General features: G+C 47.0%; 16 protein-coding genes, 1 tRNA gene and 1 pseudogene. 7 read left to right on the forward strand and 11 right to left on the reverse strand.

What is annotated here, in order from left to right; all coding sequences use genetic code 11:
- Positions 1-61: 61 nt before the first annotated feature.
- From blaOXA to SPI9445_RS0123630, 5 genes are all read left to right on the forward strand, one after another.
- The gene (blaOXA, locus tag SPI9445_RS0123610) at positions 62-853 is read left to right on the forward strand and encodes a class D beta-lactamase (protein WP_033375490.1); all 792 of its coding nucleotides are present in this window, start codon (positions 62-64) and stop codon (positions 851-853) included.
- Between the two features lie 143 nt (positions 854-996).
- Positions 997-2,379, forward strand: a complete 1,383-nt coding sequence (locus SPI9445_RS26830; protein ID WP_017307274.1) for a cytosine deaminase — start codon at positions 997-999, stop codon at positions 2,377-2,379.
- A gap of 50 nt (positions 2,380-2,429) precedes the next feature.
- The gene (locus SPI9445_RS0123620) at positions 2,430-3,626 is read left to right on the forward strand and encodes an RNA-guided endonuclease InsQ/TnpB family protein (protein WP_017307275.1); all 1,197 of its coding nucleotides are present in this window, start codon (positions 2,430-2,432) and stop codon (positions 3,624-3,626) included.
- An 82-nt stretch (positions 3,627-3,708) separates the two neighbouring features.
- Positions 3,709-5,769: a thioredoxin domain-containing protein gene (locus tag SPI9445_RS0123625; protein ID WP_017307276.1), complete on the forward strand. Its 2,061-nt coding sequence runs from the start codon at positions 3,709-3,711 to the stop codon at positions 5,767-5,769.
- Positions 5,770-6,238: 469 nt separating this feature from the next.
- Positions 6,239-6,511: a hypothetical protein gene (locus SPI9445_RS0123630; protein WP_017307277.1), complete on the forward strand. Its 273-nt coding sequence runs from the start codon at positions 6,239-6,241 to the stop codon at positions 6,509-6,511.
- A gap of 581 nt (positions 6,512-7,092) precedes the next feature.
- Here SPI9445_RS0123630 and hisIE read toward each other — a convergent pair.
- The 4 genes and pseudogenes from hisIE to SPI9445_RS31800 all read right to left on the reverse strand — a co-directional run bounded on the left by hisIE (position 7,093) and on the right by SPI9445_RS31800 (position 10,051).
- Entirely contained in the window at positions 7,093-7,743 is a 651-nt protein-coding gene (hisIE, locus tag SPI9445_RS0123640; protein ID WP_017307279.1) for a bifunctional phosphoribosyl-AMP cyclohydrolase/phosphoribosyl-ATP diphosphatase HisIE, read from the reverse strand.
- Between the two features lie 169 nt (positions 7,744-7,912).
- Positions 7,913-8,515, reverse strand: coding sequence for a hypothetical protein (locus tag SPI9445_RS0123645; protein ID WP_017307280.1), 603 nt, complete (start codon positions 8,513-8,515; stop codon positions 7,913-7,915).
- A gap of 338 nt (positions 8,516-8,853) precedes the next feature.
- A pseudogene (locus SPI9445_RS32265) lies at positions 8,854-8,934 on the reverse strand (helix-turn-helix domain-containing protein); the annotation flags it as partial.
- 727 nt (positions 8,935-9,661) lie between these two features.
- Positions 9,662-10,051: a hypothetical protein gene (locus tag SPI9445_RS31800; RefSeq protein ID WP_017307281.1), complete on the reverse strand. Its 390-nt coding sequence runs from the start codon at positions 10,049-10,051 to the stop codon at positions 9,662-9,664.
- A 182-nt stretch (positions 10,052-10,233) separates the two neighbouring features.
- Here SPI9445_RS31800 and queA point away from each other — a divergent pair, with 182 nt between their 5' ends.
- Positions 10,234-11,394 carry a tRNA preQ1(34) S-adenosylmethionine ribosyltransferase-isomerase QueA gene (queA, locus tag SPI9445_RS26835; protein WP_017307282.1) on the forward strand — a complete coding sequence of 387 codons (1,161 nt, stop codon included), beginning with the start codon at positions 10,234-10,236 and terminating at the stop codon, positions 11,392-11,394.
- A 163-nt stretch (positions 11,395-11,557) separates the two neighbouring features.
- Here the strand turns inward: queA and psbM are convergent, their stop codons facing one another.
- From psbM to SPI9445_RS0123680, 5 genes are all read right to left on the reverse strand, one after another.
- On the reverse strand, positions 11,558-11,671 hold the full coding sequence (psbM, locus tag SPI9445_RS0123660; protein WP_017307283.1) for a photosystem II reaction center protein PsbM: 114 nt from the start codon (positions 11,669-11,671) through the stop codon (positions 11,558-11,560).
- 108 nt (positions 11,672-11,779) lie between these two features.
- Positions 11,780-12,076 carry a 2Fe-2S iron-sulfur cluster-binding protein gene (locus SPI9445_RS0123665; RefSeq protein ID WP_026080057.1) on the reverse strand — a complete coding sequence of 99 codons (297 nt, stop codon included), beginning with the start codon at positions 12,074-12,076 and terminating at the stop codon, positions 11,780-11,782.
- A 931-nt stretch (positions 12,077-13,007) separates the two neighbouring features.
- On the reverse strand, positions 13,008-13,838 hold the full coding sequence (locus SPI9445_RS0123670) for a Uma2 family endonuclease (protein WP_017307285.1): 831 nt from the start codon (positions 13,836-13,838) through the stop codon (positions 13,008-13,010).
- 102 nt (positions 13,839-13,940) lie between these two features.
- Entirely contained in the window at positions 13,941-14,708 is a 768-nt protein-coding gene (gene hisA / locus SPI9445_RS0123675; protein ID WP_017307286.1) for a 1-(5-phosphoribosyl)-5-[(5-phosphoribosylamino)methylideneamino]imidazole-4-carboxamide isomerase, read from the reverse strand.
- Between the two features lie 45 nt (positions 14,709-14,753).
- Positions 14,754-15,773 (reverse strand): aromatic ring-hydroxylating dioxygenase subunit alpha, encoded by a 1,020-nt coding sequence (locus SPI9445_RS0123680; protein ID WP_017307287.1) that lies wholly within the window; start codon positions 15,771-15,773, stop codon positions 14,754-14,756.
- Between the two features lie 328 nt (positions 15,774-16,101).
- Here SPI9445_RS0123680 and SPI9445_RS0123685 point away from each other — a divergent pair.
- Positions 16,102-16,182: transfer RNA gene (locus tag SPI9445_RS0123685), tRNA-Leu, on the forward strand.
- A 170-nt stretch (positions 16,183-16,352) separates the two neighbouring features.
- Here SPI9445_RS0123685 and SPI9445_RS0123690 read toward each other — a convergent pair.
- Together SPI9445_RS0123690 and SPI9445_RS31545 are read right to left on the reverse strand one after the other, a co-directional pair.
- Positions 16,353-18,551, reverse strand: a complete 2,199-nt coding sequence (locus tag SPI9445_RS0123690) for a phosphoketolase family protein (protein ID WP_017307288.1) — start codon at positions 18,549-18,551, stop codon at positions 16,353-16,355.
- A gap of 31 nt (positions 18,552-18,582) precedes the next feature.
- Positions 18,583-18,764: hypothetical protein (locus tag SPI9445_RS31545; RefSeq protein ID WP_026080058.1), on the reverse strand; the 182-nt coding region annotated here is incomplete at its 5' end.

The following is an 18,764-nucleotide window of genomic DNA, read 5'->3' on the forward strand; positions in this document are numbered from 1 at the left end:
AATGAATTCCTTGTTAATCACGGCTCTTTTTCTCCTTTCTACTCCATCTCACCCCGGGTTAATGGGAGAACTCCCGGTTCAGCTTGAAGTAAAAACGCCACAGTACCTGAGCCAAACCTCTCAATCTATTAACTTTGAGCGACATTTTCAAGACCTTAACGTTGAGGGGTCAATCTTGATTTATGATTCCCAAAATAATCGCCGTTTTGAACATAACCCTCAACGGAATACTACCCCTTTCCCTACAGCATCCACCTTTAAAATTCTCAATTCCTTGATTGCCCTAGAAACAGGTGTCATTGCCGATGATTTAGCCCTCTTAACGTGGGATGGGATTGAACGCACACTACCCCAATGGAATCGGGATCTAAACCTGCGAGAAGCGTTTAAAATATCCGGGGTTTGGTTCTATCAAGTTTTAGCCCGACGGGTAGGGTATGAAAGGATGCGAAACTGGATTAATCAAGTTGAATATGGCAATCAAAATATAGGTCGTCCAGAGGATATTGACCAATTTTGGTTAGAAGGACAATTACAAGTGACTCCTCAACAACAAGTTGATTTTTTGCAGCGTTTTTATAACAATCAATTGCCTTTCTCTTCTCGTTCCGTTAGTCTGGTAAAAGATATTATGATTATGGAAAAAACGCCAGCCTATACCCTTTCAGGAAAAACGGGTTGGTTCGGGTTTGGTAATCCTAATGTAATCAATATTGGCTGGTATGTAGGATATTTAGAAACTTCGGATAATGTTTACTTTTTCGCCACGAATATTGAGATGAAAGAACAACAAGACGCGGCGGCACGTCTTGAATTAACCCGTCGCTGTCTCCAAGATTTAGGAGCATTCTAGGGATTTATTCGCTTTATAAAATGGGTAGGGGTAACATGAATTACCCCTAAAATTTGCCTTAAAATTCAAACAAGATTACTGCTTGTCTTGCGTCTAATTTTCTGACCATATAAGCGATTTGTTGTATAGCATCAATAGGGTCTATGATATTATCTGATTTCTCCCATTATTGGTTAAACAATGCCCACTGTCCCCCTTGTTTTTTACCGCCGCAATTTGCCTCTAAACCCACAGAGGAGGGATTTTGTCAAGTTAATTTAGAAATTAAACAGGGAAAAATTCAGCAGATTTTACCCGCCACGGAGTCCGGTTTATTGCCAAATACTATCTCGTCATGGGATTTGAAAAAGCGGATTATTTTACCTTGTTTTGTCGATATTCATACCCATTTAGATAAAGGTCATATTAGCCGCAGAACACCTAATTTACTGGGAACTTTTGCCGAGGCCGTGAAAATTATTCGGGAGGATTGCCGTGAGTTTTGGCAAGCAGAGGATCTTTATCGACGGATGGAATTTGGCTTAAAGTGTAGCTATGCTCATGGAACTCAAGCGATTCGTACTCATCTTGATGTTATAGAGCAACAATATAATATTACGTTTGAAGTGTTTAAGACTTTACAAAAGGAGTGGAAAAATCAGATATTTTTACAACCCTCTTCTTTATTTCCGGTGGAGAACTTTCTGACAGAGGAGGGGGTAAAGATAGCGGATGAGGTGGCAGAATTGGGGGGAATTTTGGGGGCGGTTGTTTATCCTCATCGGGAGGTTGATCGGCAACTGGATCGGATGTTTGAATTGGCGATGGAACGGGGGCTAGATGTAGATTTTCATGTGGACGAAACCGATGATCCCCAGTCCCAATGCTTGTTACAAGTGGCGGAAGCGGTGCTACGTCGTAGTTTTTCGGGGCGGGTGCTATGTGGTCATTGTTGTAGCTTGGCGGTGCAGTCTCCGGCAGTGGCTCAGAGGACGATGGAAGCGGTGCAGAGGGCGGGGATTGCGGTGGTGAGTCTACCGATGTGTAATTTGTATTTACAGGGGCGAGAAGGGGGAAAAACCCCCCGTTGGCGAGGGGTGACGCTGGTGCATGAGTTGAAGGGGCAAGGGATTCCGGTGTTGTTTGCCAGTGATAATTGTCGGGATCCCTTTTTTGCCTTTGGGGATCATGATGTGTTGGAGGTGTTTAATCAGTCGGTGCGAATTGCTCAGTTAAATCCAAATTATAGTGACTGGATTGAGTCGGTGACGACGGCGCCGGCGCAGGTAATGGGATTGGGGGAGCAGGGCGGTTTGAAACCGGGGGCAGGGGCGGATTTGATTATTTTTCGGGCGCGGTATTGGGAGGAGTTGTTATCTCGTTCTCAGCGCGATCGCATCGTTCTCCGTCAAGGTCAGCCCATTGATACCACACTTCCCGATTATGAGGAGTTGGACGATTTAAAAAGATTGCCGGGAACTCCCCATCCCCTCGTGGGTGGGGATGAAAGGCCAGTCAATCAAGCGGTTCAATGCCGCGCAGATTGACAATAATCTATCGGTCTTGCCATTAATCCTTTTTGTGTTAAACTTGGAGAATGAGAAGTGTTGTTAAGGTCAGAATCTATCCAACCACTGAGCAGCAAGTAGCCTTGTCAAAGGCGTTTGGCTGTGCTAGGTGGTGGAACTACGCTCTAAACCTGAACAATGAAACCTACAAAGCAACCGGGAAGGGACTGTCAAGACAGGGGTATAACGACCGCTTACCAGCACTCAAAAAGGAGTTTCCTTGGTTGGCCCAATGTTATTCCCAAGTTCTCCAGTCTGTATCCCTGAATCTTTCTCAGGCGTTTATCAACTTCTTTGAGGGAAGAGCTCAATATCCCAACTTCAAGAGCAAGCATGGTAAGCAATCAATCCAGTATCCGCAGCACGTCAAGTTGTTGGATAAAGCGATTAAATTGCCTAAAATCGGTGATGTCAAAGCAAAACTTCATCGTGTTTTTGATGGTAAGCTGAAGACCGTTACCGTCAGCATGAGTAGGACGGGCAAATACTACGCCTCTTTGCTTGTTGACGATGGACTACCTGAACCTGAAATAAGCAGCCAAGGTAAAGCGGTTGGGATTGACCTAGGGTTAGCCCATTTTGCCATTACGTCTGATGGTTCTAAATTTGATAATCCCAAACCGCTCAAGAAGAGAGAGAAAAACCTGAAACGCAAGCAGCAAAAGTTATCTCGTAAACAGAAGGGTTCAAAGCGTCGGGCTAAAGCAAAACGTATCGTAGCGCGAGTGCATGAGCGGATTGCTAACACTCGCAAAGACTTCCAGCACAAACTCTCCCGCAAATTGGTGAACGAAAATCAAGTCATCGTTGTGGAAGACCTAGCAGTTAAAAACATGGTGAAAAACCACAATCTAGCCAAAGCGATTTCAGATTGTGGATGGTCAGAATTCACCAGACAGTTAAAGTACAAGGCTGAAAAAGACGGGAAAACCTATCTAGAAATTGGTCGGTTTTTCCCGTCCAGTAAGACTTGTCATGTATGCCTCAATCAGATTGATAGTCTGCCTCTTGATGTTCGTAGTTGGGAATGCCCCAATTGCAAAACCCAACATGACAGAGACGTAAATGCAGCTATCAATATTCGAGATGAAGGCTTACGAATATTATCGTTGGGAACCAGCGATACTGCCCAAGGAGGCAATGTAAGACCAAAGCGGGGGCGTAAGTCATCCGTAGAGGCGGTTGCTGTTGAGTTGGGAAGCCCCGTCCCCTTGTGGGCGGGGTAGTTCACGGGCAACCAGTAAGCAGGAATCAGGAATCAGGAAAGCGTGATAGGTTAGAGGGAGTGATGATGTTCTACTATATCTTATGCCGAATCGTTTAAGCCAAGCCCAAAGCCTTTATCTGCGGAAACATGGAGACAATCCTATTGACTGGTGGCCTTGGTGTGAGGAGGCACTCGCTATGGCAGCCCAAACCGATCGACCGATTTTTCTCTCTGTGGGCTACTCGAGTTGTCATTGGTGTACGGTGATGGAGGGGGAGGCGTTTTCTAATCCGGCGATCGCACAATACCTGAATGAGAACTTTCTCCCCATCAAAGTAGACCGCGAAGAACGCCCCGATCTTGATAGTATCTATATGCAGGCGCTACAAATGATGATCGGACAAGGGGGCTGGCCGCTTCATCTTTTCCTCACCCCCGATGAACGCATTCCCTTTTATGGTGGGACTTACTTCCCCGTAGAACCGCGTTATGGTCGTCCCGGATTTTTACAGGTTTTACAAGCCCTCCATCGCTTTTATCAGGAAGAAAAGGACAAACTCCAAGGCATTAAGACCGAAATTCTCTCGACTCTACAACGGTCTACTCTATTACCCAAATCTCCCGAGTCGGTCTTAAAGTACGAACTCCTACAACAGGCCATTGTTGTTAATACCAGTGTGATTAAGGGTAGTACCCCCGGCCATCCCAGTTTCCCGATGATTCCCTATAGTGATTTTGTCTTAAGGGGGAGTCGTTTTCCTGAAGAAATTACCGCCCACAATGCAGCCTACCAACGGGGGGAGGATTTGGCCTTGGGGGGGATTTATGACCATGTAGGGGGAGGATTCCATCGCTACACCGTTGATGCGACTTGGACAGTGCCGCACTTTGAGAAAATGCTCTATGACAATGGTCAAATTATGGAGTATTTAGCGAATTTATGGAGTGCGGGAGATACCAAACCAGCTTATAAACGGGCGATTGATGGCACAATTCAATGGTTAAAACGGGAAATGACCGCCCCCCGTGGCTATTTTTACGCCGCCCAAGATGCCGATAGTTTCGCCACCTCAGAGGATAAGGAACCGGAAGAGGGGGCGTTTTATGTCTGGAAATACGAGGAATTGCAAGCCTACCTGACCTCGGAAGAATTAGCCGCCCTTGAACAGGAATTTATGATTAGTGAGAAGGGCAATTTTGAGGGGTCTAACGTCCTCCAACGTCGTCGGGGGGGTGTTTTATCAGAAGTGACGGAACAAGCCCTTTCTAAGCTATTTATCCGGCGTTATGGGGCTCCGGCCGAGGCGATCGCAACCTTCCCCCCAGCCCGTGACAACCAAGAAGCCAAAACCAAACCCTGGCCGGGTCGAATTCCCGCCGTCACCGACACCAAAATGATTGTTGCTTGGAACAGTTTAATGATTTCCGGTTTAGCCCGGGCTTACAGTGTGTTTAAAGATCCCCTCCCTTGGCACATGGCCACCCAGGCCGCCCAATTTATTCTGAAGTATCAGTGGGTCGAGGGGCGTTTTTACCGCTTAAATTATGAAGGAAATGCCACCATTTTAGCTCAATCGGAAGACTATACCCTGTTTATCAAAGCCTTACTGGACTTATATCAGACCAGTGTGGGACAAGGAAGACCCGAGGAACAATGGCGAGAAAGTGCGATCGCCCTCCAGCAAGAACTCGACCAATACCTCTGGGATAGCAGTATGGGAGGATACTACAACACCCCCAGCGATGCCAGCAGCGACCTGATCATCCGAGAACGCAGCTACATGGACAACGCCACCCCCTCCGCCAACGGAGTCGCCGTCAGTAACTTAGTTCGCCTCGCCCTTTGTACCGACGAGGAACAATACCTCCAGCGCGCTGAAGAAACCCTCATGGCCTTCAGTACCATCATGGAGCAGTCCCCCCAAGCTTGTCCTACCCTCTTCACCGGGTTAGACTGGTTTCTCTGTGCCACCCTCGTCCGCACCCGTCGCGACACCCTAAAATCCCTCAGTCCTCAATACTTCCCCAGCAGTGTTTACCAACTGGAGGAAACCCTACCCGAAAACACTGTGGGATTAGTCTGTAAAGGCCTGAGTTGTTTAACCCCGGCCACCAATCAAAGCGAATTCTTAGAGCAAATTCACCAGATATTGATTCCCTAATCCTTAATGCTCCCCACCTGCGACGGCTTCAAATTAAAAACCATGTATCTTTTTATTGCAATGTGCCGCCAAAAATGATCATGAGGGTCAAAGCAAAACCTCACTGTAGGGGCGCAATGCTTGCGCCCTAACCTTTTCCCCTGTTCCCTAACCTCACCAGCAGACTTATTCAGCAAGCCCTAATTATTAACAATAATTAACAACATTTCTCATATTAAAAAATAGCCTTGTGACCTAGCTCACTTCAGTGCTATTATAGGGACGAATAAAACTAAAAACCATCTGAATATCTGCCCTAGCAAGCTTACGCATTTTAGTTTGTGGGCTTTACTTTATCACCTCAAGTTTCCCTTAGTTCTTGATGAGAGAGCCGAAAAACTAAGCTTCCCTGTTGTCTTGGAACGTGGTATATACCGCCCCACTTCCTCCCTGAAAGTTCTCAGAGATTATCTAGCGGTCAACACCCTAAATGGATAGCAAATATTTTGAAGAATACCAAACCCAACTTCGTGATTGGCAAAAGAAATTTTTTGACACTTGGTTAGAATCCATGTCTATGGGGAAAGATGCCTTGAAATTTCCCGAAACCCTCGACAAAACCTTAGACGCTCAAGAAGAATGGGTTAATAACTATCTGGAAGCCCAAGAAACCGCTACTAAAATCGCGTTAGAGTCCCAAAAACAATTTTGGGATAGCTATTTTAAAGCCATGCGCGCAGTTCCCACGGCTCAAGCGGCCTAACGGCTTTTGCTTTTAAATGGCATCGTTGACGGGATTGGTTTTATCAATATCGCCGGGAAAACCCCTGTGCCTCGTGCTTGGGGATGAGAGGCGAGGCCATGAGGAGCTTCACCCCGGAATAATGCTGCAAAGCAGCGGATGGAGTGGGTGGGCGACGAGTTGCCAAGTGATACAATCGTAATACCTACCTGGGACATGGCATCTTCAAATCAGCATCTCGTCTGTGTTGAATGCGAAGAAAGCGGTTTGTCTGTGACGGTAGAAGTAGCTTTGCTAATCCTCCTGCGGGAGATGCCCCAACAACCGGGAGTAAAGGTTGAATTCTTCCCTCTACCGCTAGTCGGACGGAGGGACAGGGTACGGTCAATTGCCCGTATGCTTCGGAGAACTTCGGGACTCTAGAGGCAAGCCGCACCCGCTCGTCAGTGCGGTGGTTGACGAACTAATCTCCTGAGATGTAAGTTATGAGCTTTTGTGTTGAGTTTTCTTCGACAGTGAGTGAATAGAATGCCCCCCTAGAGAGAATCTGAGGGGGGTTTTCCTCGGATTTTGCCGATGCCATCAGAGCGCATCCGAACATCTTAATGTCGTCGTTTTTCTAAAACCCGGTAAACCTCGCGTAAATCAACATTGTGGTGAGCGAGAGCAACGAGGGTATGGTAGAACAAATCAGCCACCTCCGAGGCGATATCTTGGGGATTATCATCCTTACAGGCCATGACCACCTCGGCCGACTCTTCGCCAATCTTTTTGAGAATCTTGTTATCCCCCCCTGCGAAAAGTTTACAGGTGTAGGAACTTTCGTTGGGGTTAGCTTGGCGCTCCCGGATTACTTCGTACAAACCGGATAAGGTGTTAGCCGGGGGAGCTTGTTTTCCCTCTCCCTGTTGGTGGAAACAGCTTCTTTCCCCTGTATGACAAGCAATATCGCCGATTTGCTCAATGGTTAATAAAATGGCATCACTATCACAGTCATAGCGTAGGGATTTCACGGGCTGGAAATGTCCCGAGGTGGCTCCTTTGTGCCAGAGTTCTTGGCGGGAACGGCTCCAATACCATGCTTCCCCTGTCTCAAGGGTTTTCTGGAGTGCTTCGGCGTTCATCCAGGCCATCATTAATACAGTACCATCGAGGTAGTCTTGAGCGATCGCAGGCACTAATCCCTGTTCATTAAAACGTATTTTTTCCAAGGGAATCGATCCGACAAAGGAGGAGGGGTTGGAATTGGACATCATATCAAGGAGCAGAATGCTCTCAACGCATCGTGAAACATCTATCTTGACACTCCCTCCGTAAAATAGGCAAGAGGCAAGAATCCTTAATTCCCCCTCCCCCGTTGTTCCCTATTTCCTTGTTACCTCTAGCATCCCGTTTTCTTCAGCTAGCCTTAATTCTTGATGGCTAATCCCACCAAGCTCTCAAAGAATAGGGATCTACTTTTAACTCATCAGCATTGTGGGCAAAACAGACAAATTCTTGAATTAAAAAACTGGGAACCTGACCGCGAAAATATAACCCATCCAAGGTGACACGATAATCTCGACGGAAGGGACTAATCGCATACCCCGTAAAGCTAAACTCTAAGCCCTTTTGGGCTTGCCAACGGGCGAATTCTAGAAAAGCGTGATGGGTGGGAGCATAATTCTGTCGATCATTGGGGTCAACATAACCATGCTCAAATAATTGCTCTAGTTGATTGATACTTAAACTATCAAAAGCTACCCGCCCTCCTGGGGCATTATCCCAATCGAGACAAAAGCCAAAAATAATGATATCTCGTCGTTCACTCGCCAAATTATAGACAAATTCATTACCCGAATCAATGGGAAGGGATGCGGGAAAAAATGGCGGAATTTCCTGAGAGTTGATGCCCAAATTTTGCCAATACAATCCTAGGGCGGTTTCACGTTCTAAGGGTGAATTTGTGAGACATTCTGATAAATTAGGGCAATTGTAAATTACTCCGGTCATCATTTGACAATCTAAGCGCATGGGACAATACATGGGGATAACCTCTAGTCAAGAACAGATGGAAAACCCTTCTAGGAATGAACGGCTTCACACAATTTGTAGTAGCTTTTAGGCTCTAGGTGTGAGCTAAGATACCGGAGATTTAACCCGGTTCAAAATTGATCTGTTAATGATTTTAACGTCCGCTTTAATGAGAAATTGAACATAGTAGCGGTCTGCACGACGAATAAGCCTAACGTGACATCCTCCCGACACCGACCCTAGGGGTACGGTGCGGGCTTCCCCATATTACTATGAGGCTTTCCTGCTTCTACGGGAGGCTCTAGATGTCTTTTTAGGGACATCCCTGATAACCTCTTCCTCTACAGGCAGCAGATTTCTAGCCAGTCAAGTAATTCTTTTTCTTGACTGGCATCTGGATAAATTCTGTAGCAATAGTTGAGGTTTAACAAGAATAGTAGCTTATTGACATGAACCGATTATACAATATCTAGGGATAAATCGTCACTCCCTAGTAAATGATTGTTGGTTAATTTTCGGGGCATCGAACCCCTCAATTAACCGTCTTTCATCCCGACACTGACATTTGCTACGCAACGCTTTGCTACGCAACGCTTCGCGAACGCGAACGCGAAGCGTCACGAAGTGAACGCGAACGTACAGTGCGGGGCTTCCCGACGATGAGCTAAAAAGCCGTCCTTCTAGGACGGGGCTTTAGACCTAGGATCTTTGGTAACTGTGCAGATTTCTCGAAAGTCCGTGCTGCTTCCTGGTTTGGTTTTTGCCACCGGAACAATCGCTGGTCATAATTGACTGGCGATCGCGTTCACGGATTCCCTTCCCCCTCTCGATCCGTTGACGAAGGAAGACTCAGAGCCCCCTAATCGTACCCCTATCATACACATTGGGGTGAAACTTAAATCCTCTTCCTCCATTTCTTCTCCTCCTGAAACCAAGGAGCAGCATCCCAAACCACCGCCCTCCACCGGGCTACTCATCGCACTCCCGTATTACCGCCGCCGTTGGCTTAAACTATTCTTCTCCACAGCCCAAACCCCCCCGCTTCCCCTAGGGGCAACGTGGGCGAGAGCAACAAGCCTCCTAAGCCTCAACCCAAGGGGGATGAGGTGGACTGCTCGATCATTTTAGGGTTCACTGCCAGAAAATCTACAGAAAATCTTAAGCCAGAGTTTCTGGACAATAACCCAAACCGCGAGTAAACTGACGGCGGAAGGACTCGATATCACTCTTATCGGGATCGCCGTGAGAAACAACCGCTACTTGATAGCGTCTCATCACATCAATGGGAGATTGTCCGGTTTCCAAGCTCCAGAGTGCCATCTGAACGCGGATTTCCGGCTCATAAGGGATTCCTAATTCGTTCATGTAGGCGACGAAATCTCCATGTTGCTGAGGTGTGATAGGATCATTGAGTTTAACCCGAACGATCCAACCGTCAATCTGGTGTATAACCGTTATAAACCCAACTGACAAATGATCAACATTATGAAGAAACTCTGTAACTCTTAAAGTAAGGCTGGCGTTGGCAAGAAAATAGAGGTAGTACATTCTTCCCTCTCTCCAAATATTACATGGGGTGGTATATTCTTAGTCTTACGCAGAATGGGTTTATTAGCGAAGGGGAGATGCACCCGAATTTATATGGGGAAGTTTACCCAATTTTGCTCTCAGGAGTTTTCCTCAGTACCCTAGAATTGCAAGTAAAATCCAACATTCACTGCTAGTCGTCAATGACCATCGATCAATACCTGTCGAGCTATCAATATGAGTTACCGCAAGAGCTAATCGCTCAAAACCCTGCCGTACCCAGGGATAGTTCTCGTTTGTTAGTCGTAGATTCCCCCAAAACTCATGCTCACACGGTCTTTAAAGACATTGTGGACTGGTTACAGCCTGGGGATCTGTTAGTTCTGAACAATACTCGTGTGATTCCGGCGCGTTTATACGGTCGCAAGTCCACCGGAGCCCCGGTTGAGATTTTATTACTCCATGAAGTTCGGGAAAATTGCTGGCTGTGCTTAGTCAAACCCGGTAAACGGTTTAAGATAGGCTCCGAAATTTGTTTTAAGTTCTCTCCCGATGATGGCCGAACCGACAGCCCCTCAATTTGGGCGCGGGTGATTGAACGAGATGATGCCACTGGAGGGCGTTTATTAGAGTTTCAAGTGCCGGATGGTTCTTCTTTGATAGATTTAGTGGCGCGAGTGGGTCATGTGCCTTTACCGCCCTATATCACGGCCACAGAGGCCGATGCAGACCAGTATCAGACGGTGTATGCTCGGGAGTTAGGGTCGGCGGCGGCTCCTACTGCCGGACTCCACTTTACCAAGGAGTTGCTGGAGAAAATCGCCGCTAAGGGTGTTTCTATGACCAACATTACTCTCCATATAGGGGTGGGAACATTCCGCCCAGTGGAAGTAGAGGAAATTAACCAGCACAAAATGCACTCGGAATGGCTGGAAATTAATGCCGAAACGGTGAAGAAAATCCAAGAAACTCGGGCAGCTGGGGGTCGAGTGATTGCGGTGGGAACAACGGCGGTGCGCGCTTTAGAGGGGGCGGCCACGGCTCAGGGTGTCAGTGGGGCTGTCCCAGCGAAACGGTATTTAGTCGAACCGTTCCGCGATCGCACGGATTTATTCATTTACCCCGGCTATGAATGGAAAGTCGTAGACGGTATGATCACCAACTTCCACCTCCCTGGTTCGAGTTTGCTGATCTTGGTCAGTTCCTTGCTAGGTCGGGAGCGCCTGTTAAAATTGTATGAAGAGGCGATCGCCGAAAAATACCGTTTCTACTCCTTTGGAGATGCCATGTACATCACCCCCGAGGCTGCCGTTGGCCTCACAGGAGTCACAGAAACCGTGACAGAAGTGGACGAAGAAGAATAAGATCCACCGGATCTTAGATCCTATGCCCATTCCATTTTGCCTATCGGCCGATTAACTCGACCCATTAAAAATGCACCCTAAAAAACCTACACTCGCTTAAATCGCCCAGTGTAGGTTTTTTAGTGGGTGTTTTGTCATTCCTAGGCAGCAATTGCTGCTTGAGTTAGTTGCTCTGACTGTTCTTGCTAGCCGTTTGAATATACAAAATGAGCAGAAAGACAGAAGGAACTAACACAAACAAAATACTGGCAACAAAACCAAGATCATTAACTTGCATTGTAATTACGCCCCTAACGGAACTTTTGTCAAAGTTTACATGAGAACAGATTAAACAACCAGCCAAGGGTTGCTCAATCCTAGAATACCATCCTTGGCGCTTGGGGAATCAAGGCTTTGTTTTGACGCTCACAGGCCCATTAACAATGGTTTGACAGGCCAGCCGATAGTTACTCGGCTTTTTCTTCAATTTCCGTTGTTCAAACTCTGTGGGTGCCGATAAATTCTCTAACCCCTCAACAATCTCCACAATACAAGTTCCACACTGCCCGTAGCCTCCACAGTTCATGAGTTTGCCTTTTAAGGTGTAAAGGTCAACCCCATTCTGTAAAGCCTTTTCGCGCAAATTTGCCCCATCGGCGGCAATCACTTCTTTCTGTTCATTGATGAATGTAATATTCGCCATTGACCCTCCTAATGACAACTCCTTTTCTATTTTATGAAGAAATGCAAAGAAATATAAATTTTTTTGCAAAAAAGCCCGCACTTGTTGAACAAAATTAGCGACGCACTCCCCCACCTCGCGCCCTCGCAGGTGGCGGAGCATTCATAGCTCCTGCCTTTTAACCAAGGAATACAACGCAACGACATTTCGGCAACGCTCAGTGACTACGATTTGAAGGGACACAGAAAAATCACTTTATTTTTGAGGGTATTTAGGGTCTGCTGAATATCCCCCTAAGCACTGTTACTAGGACTTTTAGCCGTTTATACCAAATTAAATAGACTTGAGGGCAAAAACCTGAATTTCCCCTGTTCCCTGTTCCCTTGACTTCTAAGAGCGAGAAACTACAGGGTTTTAGGGATAAATCATCAAAAAGGCTTGCCTTTTTCCGATTCCCCCTGTTCCCTGTTCCCTAGCCCCACGAGTAGAGTTATTCAGCAAGCCCTATTTACATCTCGGTCTATTTTTGCATGACTAAGCCCCCCAACGCAAAAGCAGTAACTCTATCTAGAAAGCCTTTCTCTCCTTTTTTGGGTTGAGCCTGTGCGGAGTCACAAAGAACTAAAACAATTCTTGTGTTGCTCCCCATAAAACTAATTAAGGAAATCGGAGCTTTGCTTGGAGTTACTGCTTTTGAACTGACACGAGACAGATATAAAATTAAACAGCGTTCTTACCTCTCTTTGTACATGAACTAGCGTTATCCTTCGGTCTTGGCTGTTCTATCTGCCAGGGAAGCTCTAGTAGCCTCACTTATTAATCTAGCGAGTTTCGCTTAAATAACCAAGGGTTTGATACTAAACTTTACTGAAGTTTGAAGGCTTACTCTAACGCCGTAACTTTCTACAAAATTATGCTATCTTTACCCCCATTTTATGCTAGAATAACCCGCCTAACCATTTTGACGGTCGCGCCAATTTTCGATCCGCTCCACAGGCAAGGAAAGCACTTGAGCCACTTGTTCCACAGTCATTCCCAGCTCTAAAAGTTGGGAAATGGCGTTCAGTTGGGCTTGTTCCGCCTCTTCTGCTCGTTGCCGTTCCTCTGCGGCGCGTTGTCGTTCCTCTGCGGCTCGTTGTCGTTCCTCTTCGACTTGTAATCGGGCTTGTTGAGCTTGTAAGCGAGCTTGTTCCGCCTCCTGCCGGATTTGTTGGTTTTGAGCCACTAATTCCACAAAACTGGTAAAACGTTCCCCTGTGGGATGGTAGACCACTAACTGATCCTCAACAACAGTGAAACGGATGCCCAGTCGGGGACTAATCCAGTTGTCCATGGTGGGAATGGGGGCGAGAATCTCTTCAGAACGCAGCCATCCTTTTAATTCTCCTTGTTCGGGGTAGAACAGATAATATTCTTCTACCCCATAGCGTTCATAGAAGTGATGTTTTGTGACTTCTAATTCTTGACGGGTATTGCTGGGGGAGGCAATTTCAAAGACGACTTGAGGGGGAATGTTATTTTCTCGCCATTGTAAATAAGATCCGCGATCGCCTTTCGGACGGCCAATAGCCACTAAAACATCGGGAGCAACACGAGTCCAAGGTTCTCCTTCTACGGGATACCACAGTAAATCCCCCGCCACAAAAACATTGGGATTATCTTGAAACAAGGCATCGAGTCCCCCTTGTAGGGTGACGATTAGGCGAAACTGTAAGGTATTATCAGCCAAGGGTTGTCCGTCGCTTTCTGGATATTCCAGTTGAGAGAGAGATGAAACTATCATGATCTTTAGCTAGGGGAATCAACAAGAGGCAGGATGCAGAAAGCTTAACGATTAATGATTCACATAATGATTCACGTCCCCCACATCCTCCTCTCACCCATTCTACGCAAAGCGAGGAGGGTCTGGGGGGACATCTTGCCAACGGCCTTGACCTACAGCGCGCACCGCTTCTGAGAGGGATACATCCCCCGTGTATAAAGCACGGCCGACAATAGCCCCGATAACCCCTAATGGTTCTAAAGCTAATAGACTCAGGAGGTCTGTTAAGGAACTCACCCCTCCCGAAGCAATAACGGGAATGTCTACCGCTTGCGCCATTTCTCGCAGCGCTTCCATATTCGGGCCGATGAGGGTACCATCTCGGTGGATGTCGGTATAAATAATCGCACTTGCGCCAAAACCAGCCATTTGTTGAGCGAGGTCTGTGGCGTTGATTTCCGAGGTTTCTAGCCATCCTCGGGTGGCGACTTTGCCGTTGCGCGCATCAATCCCGACAATAATCTGGTCGGGGAAGTCTTGACAAAGTTGTTGGACTAAAGCGGGATTTTCTACGGCAATAGTACCGACAATGGCATAGCGCACCCCTACTTCAAATAAGCGTTCAATGGTGGCTTTGTCTCGCAGTCCGCCCCCGACTTCGACGGGAATTGAAATAGCTTGGGTGACAGAGGCGATCGCATCTAAATTAACAGATTTTCCCTCTTTTGCCCCATCTAAGTCTACCAAATGGAGGCGGGTCGCTCCTTCCTGTTCCCACTGTCGAGCCACTTCAACGGGATTTTCATTAAAGACCTCGGACTGATTGTAGTCTCCTTGATAGAGACGCACACAACGACCCTGGAGTAAATCAATGGCTGGGATAACTTCCATATTCTATTTATTTACTTTGCTCTGATCTGGATTCGCTGCAATTATCTACACAGTTTGTAGAGTTTGTTCGGTTTCCCCATGTTCTTTTAACAAGGCGGCAAATCTGCGCCGCATTAATAGACCCGGTTTATCGGTCATCATGTGTTGTTCTTGACTCACGTCTAGGGGAACATCATAATTGGTGGTTTCTAAAATGCGTTTATCTTCTAATGTCACCTGACGGTCAAAAGCAATTACATCGGCGGCGGATGTATCAGCTTCTGTGTCATTTCTCAGACAAAACTGCACAATTTGCGAGGAAGAATCATTAATGGGAGTAGTTGTGTTTACAATCACATGAACTAAGCCATTTGGGTAGCGAATCCGCAAGCGACAAGTAAAGGGAAGAAACCAATCTAGCTCAAAATAACGGGTCGTTTTTCCTTCCCCCATTTTTAGGTTTTTTTGTTGCAATTCTGGATTGACTACCCCTAAAATCGCTTCACCTTTTAAGCCATAGTCTGTTTCCGTAAGTTCTAATTGCTCAGGAATCGTATGCTCAGGACTACCAAAGGTGCTAGTGTGAACAAAACTGGGATGAGCGAGGTCTAGTTCATTCTCCATCACCCTTATTCCAGCAACGTTCCAAGTTTCGTAAAATTCAGGAATCAGACGAAAGTTAGGGTCTTGGGCTTCGGGAATTTCGGGTATGGGGTGCAGAGGATCACCTAAACAAACCCACAAATAACCATAGCGTTCTTGACAGGAATAGGTAGGGATTTTATATTTACTAGGGATCGGCTCATCTTCGGTCAGTTGGGGAACTTTAACACAAGTTCCCGCCCGGTTAAATTGCCAGCCATGATAAGGACAAGCAATATTTCCATTAACGACTTTTCCTAAAGAGAGTTGGGCGGAACGATGACAACATTGATCCGCCGCAGCGACGGGTTTTCCCACCTCATCTAACCACAGGACAATTTTTTGACCAAGGAGTTGAAAACTTTGGGGAGTATCTTTCAGTTGATCAAGGGGTAAAACGGGGTACCAAAAGCGTTTTAAAACGGGTTGTCGGGTGACTAACATAGGGATTTTTCGGGAGTCTTGTCCAATGATGTTGGTTTATTTTACCGTAAGCTTTTTGATGTAATGTATCACCTGACTCGGTTTTTGGCATGAGGCTGGGGTAGGTTTAGGGTGAGATGCGATCGCCGTGATCACCCTGTCGATGGGCTAAACACCTCCCCCTCTCTCGATTCCCGACTAACCCACTTTTTCCCCAACCCCCATCTAGCTGGATGTCCCCTCATTCGTCCTCTGGTTGAACATTTTTCTTGACCCCTCACTTTGGATGTGTTACGATATAACTTGGGTTGTGCTGGTTTCAATCCCTCTAACCCAGCAGAACTTGTAAGCGGATGTGGTGGAATTGGTAGACACGCACGCTTGAGGGGCGTGTGGCTAGCCCGTGCGAGTTCGAGTCTCGCCATCCGCATAAAGCTTAAAACCTTGTATGTCTAGCAGTTTAGGCTTCACTCAAACCTGATATAGTATCGTTTCACTCATCTTTCACTAAATCTACATTATGCCCAATCTACATTAGGCATAACTGAGTGAAAATCTTGGGTTCTAGGAAATTCACAGACCTAGAACCCAGTCGCTGATTTAGCGTCCCAATAGCTCAACAGCCCGCTTAACAAAATTCTCGGCCGTCAAACCATTCAGCGCCATAATCTGTCCGGCACTAGCCGTTGTTTCGCCACGTTTCCAAGCAAAAACATCCCGCTTCGAGGTACTGCGCAACATCACAGGTTCTAACATGGCACTCGTGCCTCCTGTGACGCCCAGTAAGACATCCCCACCGAACAACTGGGCAAACCCTTCATCACTGAGGAAATCCCCATCCGGTTCTGAACAAGCATCCCAGGCCACATCAGAAGGACGATAAAGACGACGAGGATTAATAATAGACACCACCTTTGAACCGATGCCCTGTGCTTGCAATTGTTCCACCGCTTCCAACACTGGAATTAACGTCATATCACCAATCACAGCAAAAACAACCGTTTGCTCACCCGGTATTTCTTGTAGGACAACACCCCCACTCACCAAACCTTCTCGCGTCTGTTCAAACGTCGTCCGAATCGGTAAAGGAGACTTAGAGGCTGTAATGGTAATCCCTTTATTCTTCGTCTCTAATGCCCACTCATAGCAGACTTGCACACTATTGGCATCACAAGGGAATAACGGGAAAACATTACCATTGCGCATCATCGCCGCAAAATAATTTTCAACCTCCGGCCGTTGGTGTGTCCAACCGTTGCGTCCCTGTTCTAAAGCCCCGGCGGTAAATAGGGTAATCGTCGAAGGAGTGGGACGGCGTAACTCAGCCATTGCCTGCGTTACCGTCTGCCAAATGGGTAAACCGTTAATGGCAAAGGATTCATAGGAACACCACAACGTCCGCGCTCCCATTAACGATAAGGCGGCCGCTAAACCCGCACAAGCATCCTCACTCAAGGGTTCATACACCTGACCTTGAGGCTGCTGATAATAGAGTTCATCCGTTGTGGGATGGACAATATTTAAGCCCACATTAATGTTATTAATCCCCGATGCCGCATTACCATCGGCATTAGTCACCACAAAGCTGGGATCGTTTTGTCCCACATGAACCACTAAAGCCCCCATTGCCGTAGTTGCCACTTTCTTATCACCCCCGACGGCATATTCTTCTAAGGGTAATTGCCCCAAATCAGGAAGCGGGCGCACCTGTTCCGTCACCACAGTTTTAGAGGCAGAACCGCCCCCAGCCCGGACGCAGTTGGTGCGGACTAATTGCCAAGCTTCGGGAGTTAAAGCCCGTTCTTTGAGGGCATTGAGAATATAATCCCGTTCTACTGTATCTCCGGGGTAAAGGTTATGAGACTGGGCGCCTCGTTTGTGAACCCCTGCCCCTTTGAGTTGTTTAATAATCAGAACCGTTAACGTACCATTTAGGGCAGACTGGGCAGCTTCTTCCGTGCGTTTCAGGACTTCCTGCACAAAGGCCAAGCGTTTTTCAAGAGAGAAATTGGTGCTGTCTACATAGTCTCCCGGTTGTTTGGCATCATCAAAATCCTTGGCATCGACTAAAATCACATTTTCAAAGCCGTTGCCTCCCCAATATTCCAGCATTTGATCATTGGTTTTGGTGGAAACCATGCTGTGATGTTCTTGGGAATAACCATTCCAGACCAAAATGGGCAGGATGTTGGTCACGTTGGGATAGGCCGTGTGGAAGTGACCAAAACTGCTCATAATATAGGGTTCTCCTAAACCCCCATCCCCAATCGTCACCGGGAATAATACTCCGGGGTTGAGTTTGGCGGCGGCCATCGCAAAATGTTGTCCTTGTCCTAACGGTCCGGCGGGGTTGAGGAGTCCTGGAATCTGCCCGGAGAGGTGGCCGAGGAGTCCATGAGTTTCTCGGAAGCGATCGCGCAATTCCTGCACTGTAGTAATCCCCATGTCTTCGAGAGAACGATCTAAAAAGACAGTGCTATAGAATCCCGGTGCATGATGTCCCACCTCCGTCATGATGTTTTTGTAGCCCAACATCACTAAAGCCGCAATACCTTCCGCCACACTGGCAAAACCTCCGGGGTGTCCCGACTCTTTGCTGGCCGTAATCTGTAAGGTTAAATAGCGCAATGCATCGGCCGTTAACATCGTCTGATAAGCCGACTCTAAGCGGGTTGGATCGACCTTTGTGGCTTCTGGTGCGATCGCCGCTTCCTTCCCATATTCATTAAATCCCGGCAGCGTTTCAGCAAAAAGCTGAATTCCTTGACAAAATGTAGGAATTGCTGTAGCAACAGTCATTCTATAAAATCCTCATTCATATTTAAAAGCATTAAAGATCAATCTTACCGTCCCAAGGGTAAGCCCCCCAGCAATGTACATCCCCAGACAGAGAAGCCACACCACCCCCCAAAATCTCCAAGATAAAAAACTTTTTCACCCAAAAAGCTGACTCAGCAGTGATTCCAGCGAATGAAGAGAGGCAGACGAAAAAAAAGTTAAAAAAAGGGGTTG

Source organism: Spirulina subsalsa PCC 9445 (genome assembly GCF_000314005.1).
GTDB classification, from domain to species: domain Bacteria; phylum Cyanobacteriota; class Cyanobacteriia; order Cyanobacteriales; family Spirulinaceae; genus Spirulina_A; species Spirulina_A subsalsa.